Raw genomic sequence first — 23,054 nt, forward strand, 5'->3', positions numbered from 1 at the left:
TTTATTTAAAATATGAAAAAAATAGTTTACACCCTTCTTGGAATTCTTATGATAAGCTCCTGTGGGGTAAGCAACAAAAAGACCATAGAAGTAAAACCGGGAAAAACTGAAAAAAGACCCAATATCGTTTTTATCATCAGTGATGATCATGCTTACCAAGCCATAAGTGCTTACGGAGGACGATTGGCTAAGGTTGCACCTACACCCAATATTGATCGAATAGCAAATGAAGGTATACGGTTTGACAACTGTCTGGTAACAAACTCTATATGTGGTCCATCAAGAGCCACTATAATTACCGGAAAATACAGCCATCAAAATGAATTTGTTGATAATACCTTCGGTTCCGAATTTAATTTCAATCAACAAACTTTTGCTGAATTGCTGCAACAAGCAGGTTATAAAACAGGTGTATTAGGAAAACTCCATTTAGGTCAAACGCCAACAAAAGGTTTTGATTATGTAGATATTCTGCCTGGACAGGGATCGTATTACAATCCTATGTTTGTAAATAAAAAAGGAATGTATCAGGTAGAAGGTTATGCAACAGAAATTATTACTGATAAAGCTATTAATTGGATCGATTCTGTAAAAAATGACGACCAGCCATTTATGCTATTTCTTGGACATAAGTCTCCTCACAGACCATGGCAACCTGGGCCTAATGAATTAGGAATGTATGAAAATGTAGAATTTCCGGAACCAGAAACTTTATTTGATGATTATTCAGGTAACCGAAAAGTTGCTTCGCTAAATTATATGTCAATCTCTGAAGCTATGAAAATGGGACAGGATATCAAAATTACCGATAATCCTCAAGCCGGTTTCAATGAAAAACAACAAAAAATGTGGGACTCTATATACGGTACCATAAATGATAAATTTAAAAAAGCAAACTTAAAAGGTAAAGATTTAACCCGTTACAAATATCAACGATACATGAGAGATTATCTTGCTTGTGTTGCAGGTGTTGATAAAGGAGTAGGAAGTGTTTTAGATTATTTGAAAAAAGCCGGTTTAGATGAAAATACAATTGTAATATATACTTCAGACCAAGGCTTTTATTTAGGTGAACACGGATGGTTTGATAAGAGATGGATGTACAAAGAATCTTTAAAAACTCCACTACTTATAAAATGGCCGGAACAAATTAAAGCAGGTCAGGTTAACAATGATTTAGTATCTAATTTAGATTTTGCCGAAACTTTTCTAGATCTGGCGCAAACAAATATCCCTGAAGATATGCAAGGACGTAGCATCGTTCCAATATTAAAAGGGAAAACACCAATAGACTGGAGAAAATCACACTATTATCATTACTATGAACATCCATCTGAGCACGATGTAAGACGCCACTATGGAATTACAACAGACCGATATAAATTGATACATTTTTACTATGATATGGATGTCTGGGAATTATACGATACTAAGAAAGATCCTAATGAGTTACATAATGTTTATGATAATCCTGAGTATGCAGCCATTCAGAAAAAATTACATAAAGAACTCGAGAATTTAAGAATTAAGTATAAAGACAACGATACTTTAAATCAAAAATTCATAGACGAATATAAAGAAAAGCTTAAAACAAATCCTCTAGTGGAATATTGGAAATTAGCTCCGGAAGAAATGAACAAATTGTATCAGGAATACCTGAAAAAACAAAAATAAATGCGAAATTAATTTCGATATCTTGAAAACCTGTATTTTGCATTTTCCATACTCAGTATTAATGCAATAGTATTTTTACAAATTATTTACAGCATATTCCACCTTTTACATTTTCTTCAAATCCAGTAAAAGGTGGGTCGAAGCCGCTTCGTATCATCCATAGAAATTCCACCAACCTCTAAAGTCGTAGATTTTAGAGGTTTTTTGTTCCAAAAAATTATTTAAATTTTAAAGGTTCTAGAAAATCAATATTTATTGGAAAATTTGATTCGAGATGTATCAGTAAAAAAATCAAATCTTTCTGAAGCAATTAGTGTTAATCTTTTTGACGATAAACAGGAACATTTAATTTAAAAATTGTTCTCTATATTCGGTAGGTGTAATACCTACTTCTTTCTTAAAAAGTCTTGAAAAGTAAGGAGGGTTTTCAAAACCTAATTCATAAGCAGTTTCAGATACGGTTTTGTCAGTATTCATCAAAATATTTTTTGCTTCGATAACTAATGCAATGTGAATGTGCTCCAGCGCTGTTTTACCTGTTTCTTGTTTTAATACATCACTTAAATATTTTGGAGACAATGATAGCTTGGCAGCCATATATTTCACATAGGGTAAGCCGCTTTTTTGAAGACCTCCGTTTTTAAAATAGTGTTTTAATATCTCTGTAAATTTCGTGATTATAGTACCGGATAATACGGTTCTATTCAGGAACTGCCGTTTGTAAAATCGCTGAGCATATTTTAAGAAAGAATCTATATGAGTAAGTATGATATCTTTGCTATACTCATCCTGATTATTGTAATATTCCACTTTTATCTTGTTGAATAAATCCCACAGAATAGCTTCTTCCTTTGGAGAAAGGTGCAAAGCTTCATTTACTTCGTAATCAAAATAGCCATACTTACTTATTTCTGAATGAAGGTTATGGTTCACTAAAAAATCTTCGTGAATATATAATAGAAATCCTTTTTCGCTTGTTTCTACATTATTCATTACTATTTTCTGATGTGGTTTTAGAATTGTTTACCACCGTATAATTGAATATCTGGGTCGAGTATAAATTTTTGTTCTGATTTAAGCCACTCTTTATCGTATTCAAAACTGAATGCTTTTTTACCTTTTGCCTGTTGTGCAGATAAGATGCCAATGATTTTTGGTTCAGACATTTCTTTCCAGTGTGCATAAACGAATATATTGGTTTTGTTGGTGGACATTGTAGCTAATTTAAATTATTGGATTATTTAGGGAGTATACTTCGTTTCACATCAAGCTGTTATTTTAGTAATTCAAGATCTTGCAGTTTTCTTCCTAGTTCATCATCTGAAGCGAGTTTAAGAAAATCATCTTGTAACCCTAATACTCTTAGAACATTAAAATAAGCACCAATAGCAACGCTAGGATTTCCTTTTTCTATTTGATATAAAGTAGTCCTAACAATGCCAGCTCTTTCAGCTACTTGAATAGTAGTTAATTTTCTTCTTTTTCTGGCTAACTTTATGTTTTCTCCCATTTGTTCTAAAGTCTTTTGATACTGAGGAAAAATGGTTTGTTTTTTTCTGTTCATTTTGATTAAATGTTCGTTATTATAAACAAAATTAATATTTATGTTCATAATAACAAACATTTTTCATCTAATTGTTTTTGTATAACACTAGTGCAGGCTTATTAATTACTTAGTAAATACGCTTATCAGCTATATTTTTGTTTTAGTCTTGACATGTCTTCCATTACATTTTCATCTAAGACTTTAGCATAATGTTGAGTTTGCTTAATATTTGTATGCCCCAACATTGATGAAACATTTTCTATTCTGACACCATTTGCCAGCGTAACGGTAGTCGCAAATGTATGTCTTGCAACATACCAGGTCAGTTTTTTGTCTATTGCGCATAGATCACCAATCTCTTTGAGATAAGCATTCATTTTTTGATTGGATATTTGAGGAATTAATCCAATCTGTTGGTTTTTGTATTTGTTTATTATCTTAAGAGCCGGTGGCAGAAGAGGTACGTTGGCCTTAATTGCTGTTTTCGCTCTGTTGGTCATAATCCAAAAATTATCATTGTTATCTTGGAAAATATTACTTGAGGTAAGATTTAAAGCATCTACAGGCGCATATCCGGTATAGCAGCTAAATAAGAATATATCTTTGACCTTCTCCAGACGTTCAATAGAAAATTTTTTATTTTCAATGCAATCTAGTTCTTGTTGGCTAAGAAATACAGCATCTTTTATGTTAAGTTTTCCGGTATAGAGATCAAAAGGATTTTTATCTATCAGCCCCATTTTGATGGCGTGATTACAGCAGGTTTTATACATTCTCATGTATTTGACTACAGAATTGTTCTTGATGCCAATTCTGCCTTTAAAATCACTTTCATATTTTAGGAATGATTCGAGATTATATATAAAAGCGCTGGAAATTTCATTTGATGGAAGGTTTGACATATTATATTGTTTTTTCATGAAGGTAATAAGTAATTCTTTAGAGCGTTCATATTTTTGGAGCGACGCTTTAGAGCGTTCATCTCCATTAACTTTCCTTTCAAAGTATTTATTATGCTTGTCTAAAATTTCTAATATACTTACTTCCTTGATTTTTGGATCCGTTTTGCCCGTAAATTCGGTTTTTAGTAATTGCAATGAAATGTCTAAACCTTCTTTGATCATTTCATTGAATTTTTTTTCAATGTTGAGTTGAAAAAGATCCAGACTATGCTTGATAACTTTTTCCTTTTCAATTTTTAGTACGTTTCTTAGGTTATTGGTGAACTGCCATCTTTCTTTTAAGATTGATCTACCAGTAGCCATAGTTGTGGATTTTTGGTTGTAGGAAATGCGGGCAAAAATAGGAGACTCTCCTTTTTTGTTGTCTTTTCCTGATTTAAGATAGAAGATAATTTTTAACATGACTTTTTGTTTTTAAATTAATATTCAAATTGATTTAAAAACTTTGAAAGTGTCCAGTGTTTACAGGGAATTCCCGAGGAATTCTTCTGATTTAGTGACCCTATTTTTGCTAAAAAAGGCATAAAATAAAATAGGGTCACTAATAGGGTCACTGTTCTTTGATAAAATATGTGTTTTTTGACGTATTGCAAAAAACAAAAAAGCCTTTAAATACTAGTATTTAAAGGCTTTTTGACTTTTAAAGTTTCTTTTGAAACTTCATCTGGCGGAGAAAGAGGGATTCGAACAAAACCGTCGCAACTCCCTATATACTGCATTTCTAATATTTTTTTAACTGCTGTGCCACGGATATGCCATGAAGATTTTCTCCATTTTTATAAATATTGAAAGTTCTAGACTGGTTTAAATCCGCTTAAAATTATGTTATAATTCCTAATTGATTAAAAGACAAAGTTAAGCATTTTTATAATAAACTCAGACAAATATTTTTGAAAACAAATTTTGAAAATTGGATTAAGGAATTTATTATTTTAGTTGATTACGGTTTTTTTAAAGATTAGTCGCGAGAGGATAATCAATTTCAGAAAGTGATTAGGATTACAATCAAATTTTTATTTGAATTAATAAATGTGACCTCAAATGAACAAATGTCGAATCATTTTGTAGAGGATTTAGATAAGTTGTCTTGTTTTTGATAGAAATAAATGAGTCCCAATATTAGAATATATGAATATGATTTTATGTATTATTAAGTTAAAATTGAATATTTTACAATAGGACACTGTTTTGGTTGCTTCTAATTATTGGTTTATGTTTTTAGTATTTCTGATTTTTTTCAGAAATTATTTTAGAGTTTAAAATAAAATAGTGTTTAAGGTAGCTTAACGTAGATAATTGCAATTTTTTTGAAATAGTAGTTGTTAAAATATTTATTTTTGGGCGAGATAATGATAGATAAAATAATCCCAGTACTGAATTATCCTGGTAAGACTTGTCTTTTAGAAAAATGGTAGTAATTAGTATCCATCATTTTGATCTACTTGCGATATAGCAGTATTATTAAGAATTTCAGTCTGAGGAATTGGATAAACATAATTTTATCGGTAATAGCAGCAGGGCCATTATTTTTTAGGTTTCCTCTAAATGAAGTGTTTTTGACGGCGTCTACTAATCTTTTTGTTCTAACTAAATCAAACCATAATTGACTTTCATAACAAAGTTCTCTAGATCTTTCTGCAAAGATAAAATCTAAAAAATTAATGGTTGGTACTGCAGCTGGTGTAAAAGTACCATACCTTTTTGTAAGTAGGGAATTTACTAAATCTAAAGCATTAGTCGTTGGTATACTATTATTGAGTTCCGTTTCGGCTTCGGCCACCAATAACATTACATCAGCATAACACAATAACGGGATGCATTGGAAGGGTTTCTAGTAAAGCTGACATTGTTTGCATTCGGATTACAATTGAAAAAATCAATTATCTAGCAACTTGAATTAATTAATAATTCTCGATTATTGCCCCCCTTTATTAAGTAAAAACTCATTTGTATTATGATTAGAATCATATGTTCGGGTTAGTTTCTTTGATCATATTTAATTTTACTTTTGTCTAACTTACTAAATGTATTAGTTGTTTAGAAAAATCATGACTATATAATTTATTTAATGAGATTTAATGATCATTAATTTACTTTAAATTTTGTCAAAAAATAAAATAGAAATGAATGATACTATTCATGTACAATTAGAAAAACTTTTTTTATCACACTACAAAGACTGGTGTGTTTTGTCATATTCATACCTAAAAGATAAAGATGAAGCAGAAGAAGTGGTGCAAGATGTATGTGCAAAAGTTCTATTGAAAAAGAAAACAGAAGATGTATTAAATCTCAAATCATACATCACAGTAGCTATAAAAAATAGCTGTTTGAAGAAAATCAAAACCCAACAAAAATTTACCATTTTATCTGAATCTGAAATTCAGAATAACTTACATGACCCTGGAGAGGAGAGTCAGTTATTAGAGCAAAAAACAGGGGAGTTATTCAGGATTATTGAAAAACTACCCCAGCCTGCTAAAAATATTTTTTTAAGATGTGTTATCGAGGGTGAAAAATACCAAGAAGTAGCAGACTCGTTAGGAATATCTGTAAATACCGTGAAATATCACATCAAGTCGGCCTACAGGAATATTCGTTCCGAAATGATATCATATTCACTTCTTTTTTTAGTACTATTGAAATTGATTAGAAAATAAAGCGATAGTGTTTTTAAGATATACTAGGTAGTAGTAATTGGTATTTAATAATTACATCCGATTGAGAACACAGATGAGCTTTTTAGTTACAAATTTCTTTACACATTAAGCTTCACTTTTTACAATTAACTTTTAATTGAAAAATTTTTTTTTAATTTTTTTTTAATTTTTTGACTACCCTATTTCCTTTTTTAGGGTCTTATTATAAATAGTAATCACCAAGTTTTTTTTTGGTTATGGATATAATAGATTTAATTGTCAAAAAATTGCATGATACATCCTTGTCTCAACAAGAAGAAAAGTGCTTTTTAGAGTGGTATCAAGAGTCTGATGAAAATTATAATTTTTATAAAGAATTAGAAATTTTAAAAGAAGAAGAACACGAAAAAAATCCATTTGCAGATGTAAATCCAGAGTTAGCCTGGCATAAAGTAATGGCAAAATACAAGGAAGAAGAAAAACGAAATAAAAATAAAATTTTTATAAAACGTACTTTAAAGTATGCAGCGATTTTTATTATTGCTTTGTCTTTGGGTTATGGACTTAGTGACTATAGTTACAATTTTCAAGCAAGTGCAGTACCTGTTCATACAAGTGAAGTTACTTTAGAATCTGAAAATGGTGCTATTCAAGTACTTTCTTCAGATAAAATTTATGGCATAAAAGATACTCAAGGGCAGGTTTTAGGGGTCAAAAGTGGGAGCAAATTAGATTTTAGAAGAGTAAAGTATGTTGATAGGCTAATTTACAACACTTTAAGAGTGCCGTATGGTAAAAAGTTTGAAGTTACACTCTCAGACGGGACTTTGGTATATCTTAATTCAGGATCCTCTTTTCGATTTCCTATCAATTTTGTAAAAGGAAGTTCTCGTCAAGTATTCTTAGAAGGCGAAGGTTTTTTTGAAGTGATTAAAGATAAAAAACATCCATTTATAGTAAGTGCTAATGTGTTTGATATTGCTGTTTTAGGAACAAAATTCAATGTGTCTGCTTATCCTGAGGATCCATGGATTACTACGGTTTTGGTCGAAGGGTCTGTAGCGTTGAGCTCTAATGATAATGCAGCTATAGATCACAAAGAAATTGTACTACAGTCTGGCGACTTCGTCTCATGGAATTATAAGTTTGGAAAAATAAACAAGGGACAGGTAGATACTGATATTTATACGAGCTGGATCGAAGGACGAATAGTCTTTAAGAATCAACGGTTCTTCAGCATTATTAAGAAATTGGAGCGTCATTATGATGTGAAAATTATCAACAACTACAAAGAGTTAAATTCAGAATTATTTACTGCAACCTTTGATATAGAAACGATAGAAGAAGTTTTGTCTCTATTTGCCGAAAATAAACCTTTTGTTTTTAAAGTTAAAAACAAAACAATTACGATTACAAAACCTTAAAAAGAGAAATACCAATGAAAAAAGAAAATGAGAAAAAATTTAACTAACCAACAAAAAGACTAATTAAAAATTAAAAAATTTATGAAACAAACCACTCGTTTAAATGTTACATTTTTTGCTGCATCTCGATTGAAATTGACATGGAAATTAACAGCAATTTTTTGTATGGGAACTATAGTTTCTAAAAGTGCAACAACTTATTCTCAAAGTGTTAAAGTATCTTATGATTTTAAAGATGAGAGGGTAGCCTCAGTTTTTGAAAAAATAGAAAAAGATACTAAATACAAATTTTTATTTAATAATGAAGAAATAAACGTAGATAGAATCGTATCTGTAAAAGCGGACAATATTGAGCTAAAATCTGTATTAGAGAATATATTCTCAGGTTCTGACGTTTCTTTTAAAGTTATGAACAAACAAATTATTCTAAAAGGAAATAAAACACCAGATCAAACTGAAGTAGGTCAGATGAACATTCAACAAATTCAAATAAAAGGAACTGTAAAAGATGCCGATGAGATGCCGATTCCCGGAGCAAATGTATCGGTGAAAGGGACTACTGTAGGAACTACGACTGATTTTGACGGAAACTATGTTCTTACTGTTCCAGCAACAGCCGAAGTATTAGTTTTTTCTTATTTAGGTATGAAAACAACCGAAGTAGAAATAAACGGTAGAAGCGTTGTTAGTGTTTCATTGAAAAGTGATGCGGCTGCCTTAGACGAAGTCGTGGTAATAGGCTACGGAACGGTTAGAAAATCAGATGTAACAGGTTCGTTGTCTTCAGTAAATACTGATGATATGAACAAAACACAAAATACATCTATAGCTCAGGCAATTCAAGGAAGAGCCGCAGGTGTAACGGTTTCAAAAGCTTCTGGAAAACCTGGAGCTACTCCAACTGTTAGGGTTAGAGGTACAGGTACTGTAAATAATTCAGATCCATTATATGTTGTTGATGGAGTGCCTATTAATGATATATCAAGTATTAATATGGCTGATGCAAAAGCGGTTGAAGTACTAAAAGACGCTTCAGCTACTGCTATTTATGGATCAAGAGGAGCAAACGGAGTGATTTTAATTACTACTAATGGTGGTTCAAAAAATAAAATGACTCTGTCCTATACTACCTATATGGGGATTGAAGAGCGTATTGATAATTTAGAAGTATTAAATGCTGAGCAATGGGCCACAATTTACAACGAAGGTAAAATTAATGATGGCAGTCCAATTGAAACTGCATTATCAAATCCTTCAAATTTAATATCTTACAATTGGAAAGATGCTGTATATAGAACAGGAGTTTTACAAAATCATCAACTTTCAGCCTCAGGTGGCTCAGATACATCAACATATTACGTTTCTTTTGGGTACATTGATCAAAAAGGGATAATTGAAGAGTCATCTTATAAAAGAACTAATTTTAGAGTTAATAATACGTATCAGTTAACGCCAAAAGTTAAATTTGGTCACAACCTCCAGTATTCAAATGCTAAAACAATATCAGTTCCTGAATTTGGACAAAATCCTTGGTTCAGGTCTGCATTTGTGGGGTATTTAATTGATCCAGTAACTCCAATCTTTAATGCTGACGGTAGTTATGGTGTCCCTAAATATTCTTCGGCTACTAATCCAAAAGGGGCAACTAAATTTGGGAAAACACCCCAAATAAAAGAAAGTTTTTTGGGAAATGTTTTTCTTGATGTGGATCTATTAAAGGGACTTTCCTTTAAGTCTAATTTTGGTCTTCAAATAAATAATACGAAAGTTGATAATTTTGTTCCAATATTTAATGTTGGACCTACCTATAATTCTACTACAAGTACCTATACATTAAACCGTTCTGAAAATAGAGTATTGATATTATCTAATACATTAAATTATGCTAAGACAATAGCAAAAAAGCATAATATTACTGCTTTTTTAGGTCAAGAAATACAAAATCTGAATTCAAATAATGTAAATACACAAAGAACAGGTATACCAGAAAGTGTGATAAATCCTACTTTGGGTTCTGGGGATGTTTCTACTTCTAAAAATGATGGTGATATTTCTGAGTCTAAGCTATTATCTTTCTTTGGAAGGCTAAATTATAATTACGACGACCGCTATTTATTAACAGGAACTTATAGAATAGATGGTTCTTCTCGATTTGGATCTAATAATAGATGGGCACAATTTCCATCAATAGCTGCAGCATGGAACATTCATAAGGAGAATTTTTTTAAAATTGATGAAATTAGTCAACTTAAGTTTCGTTTAGGCTGGGGAGAAACGGGAAATCAAAACATTCCCAATTCGGCCACCTATAATAGTCTAAATATTGGCACCAATTATTTATTTGGAAATGATGAGACGACCACAACAGGTGTAGCACCTTTAACACCTGGAAATGCCGATTTAAAATGGGAAACTACAGTTACAAAAAATATAGGTTTAGATTTAGGGATATTAAATAATTCAATTACACTTACTGCCGAATATTTTATTAAAAACACTTCGGATATGTTGATGGCTACTCCTATATTATTTACTGGGGGATATCAGAATAATCCATTTACAAATGCTGGAAATATTGAAAATAAAGGATTTGAACTTTCAGCAAATTATAAACAAGTAATTAAAGATTTCTCATTAAATGTAGGAGGTAATATCTCTTTTGTAAAAAATAAAGTAACTAAATTATCCGGTCAAGGAAGTGTTATTCAATCTGGCCCTGCTCAAGGTTTTAATAATATTGGGAGAACAGAAGTAGGACACCCATTAGCATCCTATTATGGGTATGAAATGATTGGGATATTTCAAAATCAAAATGAAGTGAATACTAGTGCAGCATTTGCAAATAGTAAACCTGGAGATGTAAAGTACAAGGATATCAATAAAGATGGTGTTTTAGATGATAAAGACAGGATCTATATAGGCTCTCCTTTTCCTGAATTTACTTATGGTATTAATTTGGATATGACTTATAAACAATTTGATTTTTCAGCATTTTTCCAAGGAAGTAAAGGAAATAAGATTTTTAATGCTAGTTTATATTACTTAGAGAGTGATTTAGGGACTAATATGAGTACTAACTATCTAAATAGATGGACAGGCGAAGGAACATCCAATTCTATTCCTAGAGCAACTTTTGTAAATAACGGTATAAATACACAACAATCTAGTCGTTTTGTTAAAGATGGATCTTATCTACGATTAAAAAATGTGCAAATAGGGTATACATTGCCTAAATCGATTTTAGAAAAAATTGCATTAACAAATTTCCGTATTTATATTTCAGGTCAGAATTTGCTAACATTTACTAAGTATGAAGGTTTGGATCCAGAAGTGGGTGTTGATGAGAACTTTAATAACCCTTTAGATATTGGAATAGATAGAGGTAGGTATCCATCTACCAGAATTTTATCATTAGGATTAGATATTAATTTTTAATTAAAGAGACAATGAAATTATATAAAACAATTAATAGGAATATAATATTTTGTGCTGTAATAACAATGCTGACAACGGTGTCTTGCGATAAAGACTATTTGGATGTGGGAGTATATGGTACACCAGAAGTGGATGCTTTTTATAAAACGCCCACTGATGCCGAACAAGGGTTAACAGCCGCTTATTCTCCAATGAGAGAAATGTACGCAAGAGAAAACTTTTTAGCCTCTACGGCATGTACCTTACTATTTGGAGATATAGGAACAGATGATCTATTAAAAGGAGGTGCGAGTTCTGATGATGGTCCTCAATTGTTTGGTAAAGAAAACTACAGTCTTATAACTTCAAATACTGCAGTTGAAGCTATTTGGAAAGTAAATTATAAAGGTGTTTTGTATGCTAATTTAGTATTGAATAAAGTACCTAATATTGTTTTTACAGATGTTAATAGAAAGAAAGAAATTTTAGCGGAAGCTCATTTTTTACGTGCTTATTATTATTATTATTTAGTAACTACCTTTGGAGGTGTTCCTTTATTAGACAAGCCATTAGAGAATGGAGAGTATAATGTGGCACGAGCAACCATTGAAGCAACCTATACTTTTATAGAAAATGACTTGAAAATTGCTATTTCAGATTTACCGTCCCGATTTACAAAACCTACGAGTTTTCTAGGGCACGCTGATAAAGGTGCTGCGTTGGGATTGATGATGCGAATTTCTTTGTATCAAAATAAGATGGATCAGGTTAAAACTTACGGTGAACAATTATTTGCATTGCCTTATGTCTTGGCTGATTATAGTATTCTCTTCAGACAAGAAGGCGAATGGAATACAGGTTCAATTTTTGAAATTAATATGTCCTCTAATGCGAGTAATTTAGGAACTCAAATGCCTAATATGATGAGTCCTAGAAGTAAAGGAGGGATAGGTTTTGGACAAATTCAATCTGACTTACGTAATGAATTTGAACCTAATGATCCTCGGTTTACGGCTTCTTTTTATAACGTTACGGGCGGTTATGGTACAGAATGGTATAATAGAAAATATGCTTGGGCACCATATAGTAACTATAGTAAACCTACTACAGGAGGAAATGGAAACAGTGGAAATAATATTCGGTTAATTCGATTGGCTGATGCTTATTTGATGTATGCTGAGTCTATATACAGCACCAATGCACCTACAGCAGTACAATATGTAAATAAAGTAAGAACCCGTGCCAGAGGAACAGCATTGCCAACAGTTGTACCTGATTTACCTCCAACTTTAAGTGGGCAAGCTTTATTAGATGCCATTTATCATGAAAGAAGGGTTGAATTTGCAGGGGAAGGTTTACGATTTCAAGATTTAATTCGTACCGGGAGAGCTAAAACTATTTTAGCCTCACTAGGTTTTGTCGAGAATAAAAATGAAGTAATGCCTATTCCACAAACACAAATTGATTTGTCAAATAAAATTTTATCTCAAAATAATTATTAAATATTTGGTATCTGGTTGGTTGTTTGAAAAAGGTTTAGTCTTAATTGATTAGACCTTTTTTTTAATATAAAAACAAGAATTTAATTTTTTAAAATTAGACCTCCTAGAAATCCCGCTTTTGATTTTAATTGAAAATATAAAAAAAATGTTATGAATACTATTGCTAATAAAAAGTTGTAAGAATACACATCAAAATTTGTAATAACTTTTAAAAATTACAACTGATAGAGTTATTAATAAATGTTTTTTTTTATGTTAATTTATTTAATAAATAATGTTTATATTTGAAATTAGTTTCATATAAGAAATTTTATAAAAAACAAAGACCAAATTATTCATCTTGCAATTTTAACCGAGAATTAGAAGTTTAATAAAAAAAAATTATTAATTATTAACCAACCTTAAAAACAATCAAGCCCATGAAAAATACTGATTAAAAATGATGGAATTTCCGCTTATTATAATCTATTAAATCAAAAAAAAAATATGAAAAGAAATATTAGTCAAAGACATGCTTTGTCTTTATATATTCAATTTAATTTGGCTACTAAATTATCCATTTTATTGCTATTGATCACTGTGAGCACAACCCATGCAAGGTCCCGTTCTCTAATAAATCATACCTTTTATTTAAACAATAATACTATTGTAATTGAATTAGAAAAAACAGAGATAAATGATAACCCTTTACAACAAATAACAATCAAAGGAACAGTAAAAGATCCCGATGGATTACCTATTCCAGGAGCAAATGTTTCGGTGAAAGGGACGACTATAGGAACTACAACTGATTTTGATGGGAATTATGTTCTTACTCTTCCAGAAACAGCTAAAATATTGATTTTTTCTTACTTAGGAATGAAAACAACCGAAGTAGAGATAAACGGTAGAAACGTTGTTAATGTTTCATTGAAGAGCGATGCGGCGGCATTAGATGAGGTTGTAGTAATTGGTTACGGTACTGTTAAAAAATCTGATGTCACGGGATCAGTTACTTCTGCTGATGTTAAGGAGTTAAATAAAACCCAAAATACATCTATTGCCCAAGCTATCCAAGGAAGAATGGCTGGAGTTACGGTTTCTAAAAGTTCAGGAGCTCCAGGAGCGACTCCTACAGTTAGGGTGCGAGGTTTTGGGACAGTGAACAACGCTGATCCTTTGTATGTTGTAGATGGTATTCCCATTAATGATATTTCCAGTATTAATATGGAGGATGCTAAATCAATTGAAGTTTTAAAAGATGCTTCGGCTACTGCTATTTATGGTTCAAGAGGAGCAAATGGAGTTGTCTTGATTACGACCAAAAGTGGTTTAAAAGGGAAGCCTGTTATTTCTTATACTGGCTATGCAGGAATTCAAAAGAGGATAGACAATTTAGAAGTTATGAATGCTGAGCAATGGGCAACCTTATATAATGAAGGATTAGCTAACGATGGGCGCCCATTGAACTCAGATTTAATCAACCCTTCATCATTACGATCTTATAATTGGAAGGATTTAGTATATAAATCAGCTCTAATACAAAGCCATCAACTTTCAGCTTCAGGAGGTTCTGATAACTCAACCTTTTATGTTTCTTTTGGATACATTGATCAAGAAGGAATTGTAGTTAATTCTTCTTATAATCGAACAAATTTCAGAGTAAATAATAGCTATCAAATAATGCCAAAAGTAAAACTGAGTCACAATATTCAATACGCAAAAGCAAAAAGCAGAAGTGTTGCAGAATTTGGAAATTCAACAAGTAGAGTGGCATTTTTAGGTTATATGAATGATCCTGTATCTCCAATTTACAATCCAGATGGATCGTTTGGGATATCAAAATTTAATAGTATTGTGGCTAATCCACTTGCGTTTGCCACCTATGTTAATACACCTTCTATTAAAGAAAGCTTTTTAGGAGATGTATCTCTTGATGTTGATGTTGCTAAAGGCTTAAAATTTAAGTCAAATCTTGGTTTACAAATCAACAACACTAAAGTAGATAATTTTGTTCCAGCTTATTTTGTATCTTCTATTATCAATTCTCCTTTAAGCACTTATACGCTAAACAGAAGTGAAAATAGAGTTTATGTAATATCTAATACTTTAAATTATAACGTAACTATAGCAAAGAAGCATACTATTAGTGCTTTATTGGGGCAAGAAATTCAAGAATTGAATTTTAACAATGTTAACACGACTCGAAATGATATTCCACCAAGCGTTATAAATCCCACTTTAAGTGCTGGTTCTATTTCTTCGGCAACTAATAGTGGCGATATCTCAGAGTCAAGATTATTATCTTTTTTTGGTAGATTTAATTACAATTATGACGATAGGTATTTATTGACAGGTACATTCAGGAAAGATGGTTCCTCACGTTTCGGTTCCAATAACAGATGGGCCAACTTCCCGTCATTAGCCTTGGCATGGAACATTCATAAAGAACATTTTTATAGTGTAGATGCTATCAATCAATTAAAATTCCGTTTGGGTTGGGGGAAAACAGGGAATCAGGACATCCCTAATTCAGCCATTTATAATACATTAAATATAGGAACCAATTATCCATTTGGTCCTGGTGAAGCAACAACAATAGGAGTAACACCTCTAACACCTGGGAATTCAAACCTAAAATGGGAAGCAACAGTGACTAAAAATCTTGGTTTGGATATAGGATTATTGAATAATTCGATTACACTTACTGCAGATTATTTTATCAAAAATACCACTGATATGCTAATGCCCACTCCTATTTTGTCTTCGTCTGGGTATAGGAATTCTCCTTTTACTAATGCGGGAAATATTGAGAATAAAGGATTTGAGTTTACTGCCAACTACAAAAAAGTGATTAAAGATTTTTCTTTTAATGTAGGCGGAAACATTGCCGTTATTAAAAACAAAGTACTCAAACTAGCCACAGAGGGGACAGTATTTCAAACAGGGAACGCTCAAGGAGCAATAGCTAATGTAAGTCGAACTGAAGCAGGTCATCCTTTAGCGTCATTCTACGGTCTGGAAATGTTAGGGATTTTTCAGAATCAAAATGAAATTAATGCTTATCCGAATTTACCGGGCACAAAACCGGGAGATGTAAAATACAAAGATCAAAATAATGATGGGATTATTAATGATGCGGATAGAACTTTTATCGGTTCACCGTTGCCGAAATTTACTTATGGAATCAATCTTAACGTTGATTACAAGCAGTTCGATTTATCAGCCTTTCTCCAAGGAAGTCAAGGGAATAAAATTTTTAATGCCAGTGATTATGATTTAATGGGAGATTTGTCTACAAATTTTAATGTAGATTACTTAGGAAGATGGACTGGAGAAGGTACTTCTAATTCTATTCCACGAGCGTCTTTTGCTAGTCAAGCCAATAATACAATAACTTCTAGTCGATATGTCAAAGATGGTTCTTATCTCAGATTGAAAAATATTCAGCTAGGGTATTCTTTGCCTAAGACTCTTTTAAATAAAATAGCTTTAGAAAAGTTACGTTTCTATGTTTCTGCTCAGAATTTACTAACATTTACAAAGTATAATGGATTAGATCCAGAGGTGGGTGTCGATAATTCTCAAAGTAGTCCTTTGGATATTGGAATTGATAGAGGAAGGTATCCTTCTGTGAGAACAATTTCTTTGGGGTTAAATATTAATTTTTAAATAGAAAATTATGAATAATATAAATATTAGATTTAGAAAGGGAATCAGATTTTTTTCAGTTGTTTTATTACTAGGTATGACATCTTGTAGTAAGGACTATTTAGAAATTGATTCTTTTGGCTCTCCTGTGGTTGATAATTTTTACAAAACACCGGCAGATATGGAACAAGCATTGACTGCTGCTTATAATCCAATGCTTGAACAATATACTTCTTTTGGTCAAGTTTGGTCATCTGATTTATTTATGGGAGATATTGGAACAGATGATATTGAAAAAGGGGGGTTAAGTTTGGCCGATATTCCATTATTATTACAAAAACAGGAATATACTCTAACAACTAATAATAGTTACTTGAATTTTCGTTGGGATATTCAGTTTAGAGGTGTTTTGTATGCAAATTTGGTTTTAGACAATATTGATCAAGTTGATTTTACTGATGCTAACAGAAAAAAAGAAATTGCAGCCGAAGCTCATTTTTTGCGTGCATATTATTATTTTAATTTAGTTACGTTTTTTGGGGGAGTTCCATTATATGACAAAGCGCTACCATATGGGAAGGCCGATATTCCTAGGGCTAGTAAAGCTCAAACGTATGATTTCATTGAACAAGATTTGATAAAAGCTATTCAAGATTTGCCTTCTAGATTTACTAAACCATCCTCTTTTCAGGGACATGCAGACAAAGGTGCTGCATTGGGCTATATGATGAGAGTTTCTTTATATCAAAACAAGATGGATCAAGTAAAGCTATATGGTGAAGAGCTGTTTAAGTTACCATATGAATTGGTAGAACTGAATACAATTTTTCAACCTCTTGGAGAATGGAGTAAAGAATCTGTTTTTGAAATCAATTATTCTTCTAATAATAGTAGATTAGGAACATCTGTACCAAAACAAATGATGCCCAGAACACCTTCTGGACAAGGATTTGGTTTTGCACAAATTAAACAGAATTTAGTTGATGAGTATGAAGCAAACGATCCTAGATTAGATGCTTTTATTTTTAATGAATCTAGTGTATATGGAACAGGGCATTACAATAAAAAATATTCTTGGAAACCTTATAGTGGATATGCAATTCCAACAATTGGAGGGCAGTTGAATAGTGATCAAAACGTTCGTTTAATTCGATTGGCTGACGCCTATTTGATGTATGCTGAGTCTATATACAACACCGATGCACCTACAGCAATACAATATGTAAATAAAGTAAGAACGCGAGCCAGAGGAACAGCATTACCAACAGTTGTACCTGATTTACCTCCAACCTTAAATGGGCAAGCTTTATTAGATGCCATTTATCATGAGAGAAGAGTTGAGCTTGCAGGAGAAGGTTTACGCTTTCAAGATTTAATTCGTACTGGGAGAGCTAAAACTATTTTGGCTCCACTTGGATTTGTTGAAAATAAAAACGAAGTGATGCCTATTCCGCAAACACAAATTGACTTGTCAAATAAAATTTTATCTCAAAATAATTATTAAATTGGTTTAGTTTGGTTAGGTTGAAAAAGGTTTAATCTTAATTGATTAGACCTTTTTTTATTATTAATTCAAGTTACTAGTTCGAAAGTATGAGTCAATTCAGATATTGAGCATTAAACAAAAAAGAATGAAAATCGGTATTAAATTTTACCCAAATAGGCACTTAAGCTATCCTCTCTAGTCAAATTTAATTTTTTGCGGATTCGAGAACGTGCCATATGAACGCTATTTATGGAAATTCCTAAAAGATGTGACATTTCTTTGCTATCAAAATTTAACCGTATCAATGCACAATGCTTTAAATCTGTTGATGTTAAATCGGGGTGGGATATTAATAACTTGTTATAGAATGCATCGTTCGTTTGAGTAAATCGGAGATGGAAATCTTCCCAAATTTTTTTGTTACTTTTTTTATACTTTGCTTGGAATTTATTGTATAAATTGGGAGAATTGAGCATTACAGCTTCCATTAATTCGGATACAGCCTGTTCTTTTTCAATAAGTTGCAATGCATTTGTTGTAAGTTCCTTATTTTTTACTTCAATGATTGCTTCACTTTTTTCTTTTTGAATTAATTTTTCATACGAAGCTTTTTTCATTTTCGAATGTAGTCGAAAAGTAATGATTAAAATAATTACTAGTAAAACTAGTATTACAATTAACAATCGTAGCCTAAATTTTGATTGATTGCTTAACTGTAACATTTTATTTTGGGTGTTTAATTGTGCTTCCTTTAATGATAAAGATTCTTTATACTTGTTTTTTATTTCAAAAAGAATTTTATTTTGTTTGCTTTGAATATTAAAAAGGCTGTCTGAAAGATGTTTAGATTCTTTTAAACATAAAAAAGCCTGATCTGAATTGTTTACTTTTCTATATTCAAAGGCAAGTTTTTCTAATACTTCAGGTTTTAAATTGAGGTTGTTTTGCAAAGAATCAATAGCCTTTAACGATTTTTTGTAGTAAAATATAGCTTTTTCAGGTTCGTTAATGGCTGATTTTATTCTCCCCTGAAAATAGTTGGTTGCGGTTTGAAATACCTTTCCATTCATTTCAAAATTCTCAGTAACACCATTTAAATATTCTTGAGCTTTTTTGTAATTCTGTTTTTCAAGATATACTTGCGAATAAATTGCATCTACAAAGTGCAAGCGAGTAGTTGAAGTATCTACAAAATAGCAAGAGTCTAAATAATTAATAGCCAAATCATATTCCTTCATAGCAACATATTGTACAGCAACATCTAAATAACATGACGTAAGTCTTTTTTTATATAGTTTATTTACCTTGGAATATTCTTTTGAAATTTCCAAACCTATTTTGGTATGTTTTAAAGCAATAGTTTCTTTACCATATACTTGGTATAAAATACCTAACATTTGATGAAATTCTACTAAAGGCATTTTATTAGAAATTTTTTCAGCCAGAGGCATTGCTTCCCAAATCAATTCAAAAGCATTATTAAACTGTCCCTTACGATGTTCAATGTCCGAAAGATGCGCAATGCAATTTAGATGGTTAATTGTATCTCCTTTTTTCAAAAAGTATTTGGCACCATTGCTAAAATAGTTGTAAGCTGTTTTGGTACTTTTTTGCGTCATTAAATAACGTTCCTTATTGAATTTTTCTAATTTATAAGCGGAGTCATTTTTGGCATCTTGTGAAAAAGAAGTAAATGGAACAATAGTGAATATTAGTCCAAAGATTATGGTCCGGAAATTAAAGAATAAGTTAAAAATCATGGATATCGTTTCTTGAACGTGCAATATACTCAATTGGCATGCAAAATATAGTTTAATTTAGTATAAGATATAGTAGAATATAGTTTTAATATAGTTTGTTTTTCTTCAATGGAAATAAATAAGAATAATTTTGAAATGTTGAAAATCATATCGTTGCATATTCAAAATACTGGGATTGAATGCTGTTTTTCTATTTGATTAAAAAATCAAAATATATAGTAGCAAATAATAAAAAGTATAAACAAAACCTTTAGCTTGAAATCAAATATCTAATGTAATAATGTATCGTTCAGTCTATTTGTGTCGTGTTATGTTTTTCTGTTAAATTCTGGAACATATTTAAAAAATGAATTAAATAAAGCAAGCTTGAATGAACAAAAAAAGGCTATAAAATTAAAGCAGAGGAATTGGAGTTTGTCTATCGCTTAGCATACAAATCCCGACTAGTTTAGAAAATTAAAATATCATATACTAAATACAAACTAGATTTTGTAAAAAAAAAATATAACACAAAATACTAACATTGTCTTTAGGATGGCAATTAAACAAATCAATTAACAAATAAATTTAAAATTATGAAAATTCGACATCTGTCAATATTACTTGTGCTCACAACTATATTTGGTTATGCACAGAGTAGTAAAAAGGAATCACCTAAAATTTACAATCCCACTGTAGAATCACTACAACAATATGAGACCCCAGATTGGTTTAGTAAAGCAAAATTTGGCATTTGGGTTTGTTGGAATGCCTACACTGTTCCAGCAGTTGGTGACTGGTATGCGCGTAACATGTATATTGAAGGGCATCCACATTATAATTTTCATCTTAAAAATTATGGGCATCCGTCTAAATTTGGTTATAAAGACATTGTAAATGAGTGGAAAGGTGAGGATTTTGATGCACAATCATTAGTTGATTTGTTTGTTGAAATAGGAGCTAAATATATAGTCGCAATGGCTAATCATCACGATAATTTTGATTTATGGAATTCAAAATACCATAAATGGAATTCTGTGAATTATGGTCCAAAACGCGATATTATGGCTGAATTTCATCAGGCTGTTTTAAAATACAAAGATAAGGGAATCCGCTGGGGAGTGACAAGTCATGTTGAGCGGGCTTCAAGTTGGTTTCAGACAAATAAAGGTGCTGATAAAAAAGGTCCTTACGCTGGTGTGCCTTATGATGGCAACGATGCAGCTTATTGGGATTTTTATCTACCTCCGAATGCAGATGGTGATGTTAAACCAACTCAACCCTCTAATGCACCTACATATTGGAAAGAAAACTGGCTAGCGCGTTGCAAAGATTTATTTGAACATTATGAACCTGATTTTTTCTATGTTGATGGAGGTGTGCCCTTCCCTGGAGATGATAAAGGGCGAACAGGATTAGAAATGATATCCAACTTGTATACTACTAATGCAGCAAGGCATAATGGGGAAAATGAAGCGGTAATGTGTATTAAAGATTGGTATGCAAAAGCCCCTAAAGGAGAGTGGGGTTATTATTGGGATGGTATTGCAACCTTAAACCTTGAGCGTGCTCGCTTGCCCTTAATTAGAAAAAAACCATGGCAAACAGATACTTCAATTGGCGATTGGACTTATGTAAAAGATGATGAGTATAGGTCTGCAACAGAGATATTGCAAGAATTAATTGATATAGTTTCAAAGAATGGAAATATGCTTTTGAACGTAAGCCCTATGTCTAATGGTCAATTAGACAATAAGGCGCTATTACTTCTTAAAGAAATTGGTGCTTGGATGAAGGTTAATGGAGAGTCAATTTACGAAACTACCCCTTGGGCAACAAGTGGTGTTGGTAATTTGCGTATTGTGAAAAAAGGTGAAAAATCTCTTTACCTAAGTTTGATGGAGATGCCTACAGGGAATAAACTCAATGTTCCATATCTAGTTCCCAAAAAAGGGAAAAGTTTAGGTATTAAAAAAGTGTCAATTCTTGGTCATGAAAATGTGAGTCTGAAATGGAATTCAGATGAAGAAAGCTTTAATGTTGAAATTCCAAAAGGAATAGAACTGAAACATGCCCTGGTTATAAAAATAGAGCTAGATAATTTAAAAGAATACAGTCAAAAAGCTGTAGCAAAATTAGATGATTGTACTGAACAGTTAACAGATTGGTGGAAAAATCTACCAATTACGGAATCAGATGGAGTTTATAAAAGAATTACAGTTAATAATCAAAATGAAGTGTGGGCTATAAAGTCTGATAATTCTTTGGTTGAAATTAAAAATGGTAAAGAAATTGACCTCGGATTTAAGGCTTTAGATGTAGGTGCTAGTGCAGGAGGAACAGTATTCGTTGGGATGGATAATATTGTATATTTATATACTAAGAATTTGCCTATGTGGGTTGATTTGCCAAGTGGAGAAAATCGTGTTACAAGAAAAAGTAAAGATGATAAAGAATGGTTAATGATTCCCGGAATCAAAGCAATACGATGTGACATTAGTACAACAGGGACTATATGGGCAGTTCAGGATGATCATACAATTGCATATTACGCTGATTTGATTTGGAAAAAACTCGATAAAAAAGCTGAGGATATAGCATGTGGCGGAGGCTGGTTAGGAATGGTTGCTATTATTAACAATGGCCAGCTAGAGCGCTTTGAGGGGACTTATTGGGAAAAACTAGGAGGTAAGGATTTAGTCGCACTTGATATTTCCAATCTTGAGAAAAATATTGTTTGCCTGAGTAGTAAAGGAAAAATAAGTATATACAATCTAATAGGAATGGTTGAACTTGAGCAAGTTGATAAAAACATATTAGATATAAGTTGTGGACTCAAAGATAATAAAGAGACTGTTTCGATGGCGAGATCTTCTATTTTAAAACATTAAAAGTACAGTAGCTTGCTAGGGAATATCCTAGCAGCAATGCTTTTGTTTTAAAATTGAATTGGAAACACGCAGGAAAGGACAGCAATTGGCATTTCCTAAAGAGACAAAAGGTAAATAGGTCTTTAGTCGTAATTTATAAATTAGAAT

Annotated in this window: 14 protein-coding genes; 8 read left to right on the top strand and 6 right to left on the bottom strand. The window is 31.7% G+C overall.

Translation table 11 applies throughout. The features are described 5' to 3' along the window. Window positions 1-12 precede the first annotated feature (12 nt). Window positions 13-1,674, top strand: a complete 1,662-nt coding sequence (locus ACSV4D_RS08540; protein WP_439227893.1) for a sulfatase family protein — start codon at window positions 13-15, stop codon at window positions 1,672-1,674. 345 nt (window positions 1,675-2,019) lie between these two features. Here the strand turns inward: ACSV4D_RS08540 and ACSV4D_RS08545 are convergent, their stop codons facing one another. The 5 genes from ACSV4D_RS08545 to ACSV4D_RS08565 all read right to left on the bottom strand — a co-directional run bounded on the left by ACSV4D_RS08545 (window position 2,020) and on the right by ACSV4D_RS08565 (window position 5,971). Beyond that, on the bottom strand, window positions 2,020-2,667 hold the full coding sequence (locus ACSV4D_RS08545) for a helix-turn-helix domain-containing protein (protein WP_439227894.1): 648 nt from the start codon (window positions 2,665-2,667) through the stop codon (window positions 2,020-2,022). 20 nt (window positions 2,668-2,687) lie between these two features. Then, complete coding sequence (locus tag ACSV4D_RS08550; RefSeq protein ID WP_439227895.1) at window positions 2,688-2,888, bottom strand: hypothetical protein; 201 nt, start codon at window positions 2,886-2,888, stop codon at window positions 2,688-2,690. A gap of 59 nt (window positions 2,889-2,947) precedes the next feature. After that, complete coding sequence (locus tag ACSV4D_RS08555; protein WP_408079608.1) at window positions 2,948-3,286, bottom strand: helix-turn-helix domain-containing protein; 339 nt, start codon at window positions 3,284-3,286, stop codon at window positions 2,948-2,950. A 77-nt stretch (window positions 3,287-3,363) separates the two neighbouring features. Then, on the bottom strand, window positions 3,364-4,584 hold the full coding sequence (locus ACSV4D_RS08560; RefSeq protein ID WP_439227896.1) for a site-specific integrase: 1,221 nt from the start codon (window positions 4,582-4,584) through the stop codon (window positions 3,364-3,366). A gap of 1,036 nt (window positions 4,585-5,620) precedes the next feature. Continuing rightward, complete coding sequence (locus tag ACSV4D_RS08565; protein ID WP_439228036.1) at window positions 5,621-5,971, bottom strand: RagB/SusD family nutrient uptake outer membrane protein; 351 nt, start codon at window positions 5,969-5,971, stop codon at window positions 5,621-5,623. A gap of 334 nt (window positions 5,972-6,305) precedes the next feature. Here ACSV4D_RS08565 and ACSV4D_RS08570 point away from each other — a divergent pair, with 334 nt between their 5' ends. The 6 genes from ACSV4D_RS08570 (at window position 6,306) to ACSV4D_RS08595 (ending at window position 18,295) form a co-directional block, all read left to right on the top strand. Further along, a complete protein-coding gene (locus ACSV4D_RS08570) occupies window positions 6,306-6,842 on the top strand; it encodes a sigma-70 family RNA polymerase sigma factor (protein WP_439227897.1) in 537 nt (178 codons plus the stop codon). Between the two features lie 236 nt (window positions 6,843-7,078). After that, on the top strand, window positions 7,079-8,245 hold the full coding sequence (locus tag ACSV4D_RS08575; protein WP_439227898.1) for a FecR family protein: 1,167 nt from the start codon (window positions 7,079-7,081) through the stop codon (window positions 8,243-8,245). 81 nt (window positions 8,246-8,326) lie between these two features. After that, window positions 8,327-11,680 (top strand): TonB-dependent receptor, encoded by a 3,354-nt coding sequence (locus ACSV4D_RS08580; RefSeq protein ID WP_439227899.1) that lies wholly within the window; start codon window positions 8,327-8,329, stop codon window positions 11,678-11,680. Between the two features lie 65 nt (window positions 11,681-11,745). Then, entirely contained in the window at window positions 11,746-13,161 is a 1,416-nt protein-coding gene (locus ACSV4D_RS08585) for a RagB/SusD family nutrient uptake outer membrane protein (protein ID WP_439227900.1), read from the top strand. Window positions 13,162-13,647: 486 nt separating this feature from the next. Next, on the top strand, window positions 13,648-16,812 hold the full coding sequence (locus ACSV4D_RS08590; protein WP_439227901.1) for a SusC/RagA family TonB-linked outer membrane protein: 3,165 nt from the start codon (window positions 13,648-13,650) through the stop codon (window positions 16,810-16,812). A 10-nt stretch (window positions 16,813-16,822) separates the two neighbouring features. After that, window positions 16,823-18,295 carry a RagB/SusD family nutrient uptake outer membrane protein gene (locus ACSV4D_RS08595; RefSeq protein WP_439227902.1) on the top strand — a complete coding sequence of 491 codons (1,473 nt, stop codon included), beginning with the start codon at window positions 16,823-16,825 and terminating at the stop codon, window positions 18,293-18,295. A gap of 140 nt (window positions 18,296-18,435) precedes the next feature. Here the strand turns inward: ACSV4D_RS08595 and ACSV4D_RS08600 are convergent, their stop codons facing one another. Then, on the bottom strand, window positions 18,436-19,836 hold the full coding sequence (locus ACSV4D_RS08600; protein ID WP_439227904.1) for a tetratricopeptide repeat protein: 1,401 nt from the start codon (window positions 19,834-19,836) through the stop codon (window positions 18,436-18,438). Between the two features lie 776 nt (window positions 19,837-20,612). Between ACSV4D_RS08600 and ACSV4D_RS08605 the strand changes: the two genes are divergently transcribed. Then, window positions 20,613-22,907, top strand: coding sequence for an alpha-L-fucosidase (locus ACSV4D_RS08605; RefSeq protein ID WP_439227905.1), 2,295 nt, complete (start codon window positions 20,613-20,615; stop codon window positions 22,905-22,907). The last annotated feature ends 147 nt before the right edge of the window (window positions 22,908-23,054 follow it).

The organism is Flavobacterium sp. ARAG 55.4, from assembly GCF_051846875.1.
GTDB classification, from domain to species: Bacteria; Bacteroidota; Bacteroidia; order Flavobacteriales; family Flavobacteriaceae; genus Flavobacterium; species Flavobacterium plantiphilum.

Excerpts from the sequence above, each read along its gene's own strand:
- ACSV4D_RS08570 (WP_439227897.1), top strand. The coding sequence starts at position 6,306 with ATGAATGATACTATTCATGTACAATTAGAAAAACTTTTTTTATCACAC.
- ACSV4D_RS08605 (WP_439227905.1), top strand. The coding sequence starts at position 20,613 with ATGAAAATTCGACATCTGTCAATATTACTTGTGCTCACAACTATATTT.
- ACSV4D_RS08585 (WP_439227900.1), top strand. The coding sequence starts at position 11,746 with ATGCTGACAACGGTGTCTTGCGATAAAGACTATTTGGATGTGGGAGTA.
- ACSV4D_RS08595 (WP_439227902.1), top strand. The coding sequence starts at position 16,823 with ATGAATAATATAAATATTAGATTTAGAAAGGGAATCAGATTTTTTTCA.
- ACSV4D_RS08590 (WP_439227901.1), top strand. The coding sequence starts at position 13,648 with ATGAAAAGAAATATTAGTCAAAGACATGCTTTGTCTTTATATATTCAA.
- ACSV4D_RS08555 (WP_408079608.1), bottom strand. The coding sequence starts at position 3,286 with ATGAACATAAATATTAATTTTGTTTATAATAACGAACATTTAATCAAA.
- ACSV4D_RS08575 (WP_439227898.1), top strand. The coding sequence starts at position 7,079 with ATGGATATAATAGATTTAATTGTCAAAAAATTGCATGATACATCCTTG.
- ACSV4D_RS08565 (WP_439228036.1), bottom strand. The coding sequence starts at position 5,971 with ATGTTATTGGTGGCCGAAGCCGAAACGGAACTCAATAATAGTATACCA.
- ACSV4D_RS08580 (WP_439227899.1), top strand. The coding sequence starts at position 8,327 with ATGAAACAAACCACTCGTTTAAATGTTACATTTTTTGCTGCATCTCGA.
- ACSV4D_RS08550 (WP_439227895.1), bottom strand. The coding sequence starts at position 2,888 with ATGTCCACCAACAAAACCAATATATTCGTTTATGCACACTGGAAAGAA.
- ACSV4D_RS08560 (WP_439227896.1), bottom strand. The coding sequence starts at position 4,584 with ATGTTAAAAATTATCTTCTATCTTAAATCAGGAAAAGACAACAAAAAA.
- ACSV4D_RS08545 (WP_439227894.1), bottom strand. The coding sequence starts at position 2,667 with ATGAATAATGTAGAAACAAGCGAAAAAGGATTTCTATTATATATTCAC.
- ACSV4D_RS08540 (WP_439227893.1), top strand. The coding sequence starts at position 13 with ATGAAAAAAATAGTTTACACCCTTCTTGGAATTCTTATGATAAGCTCC.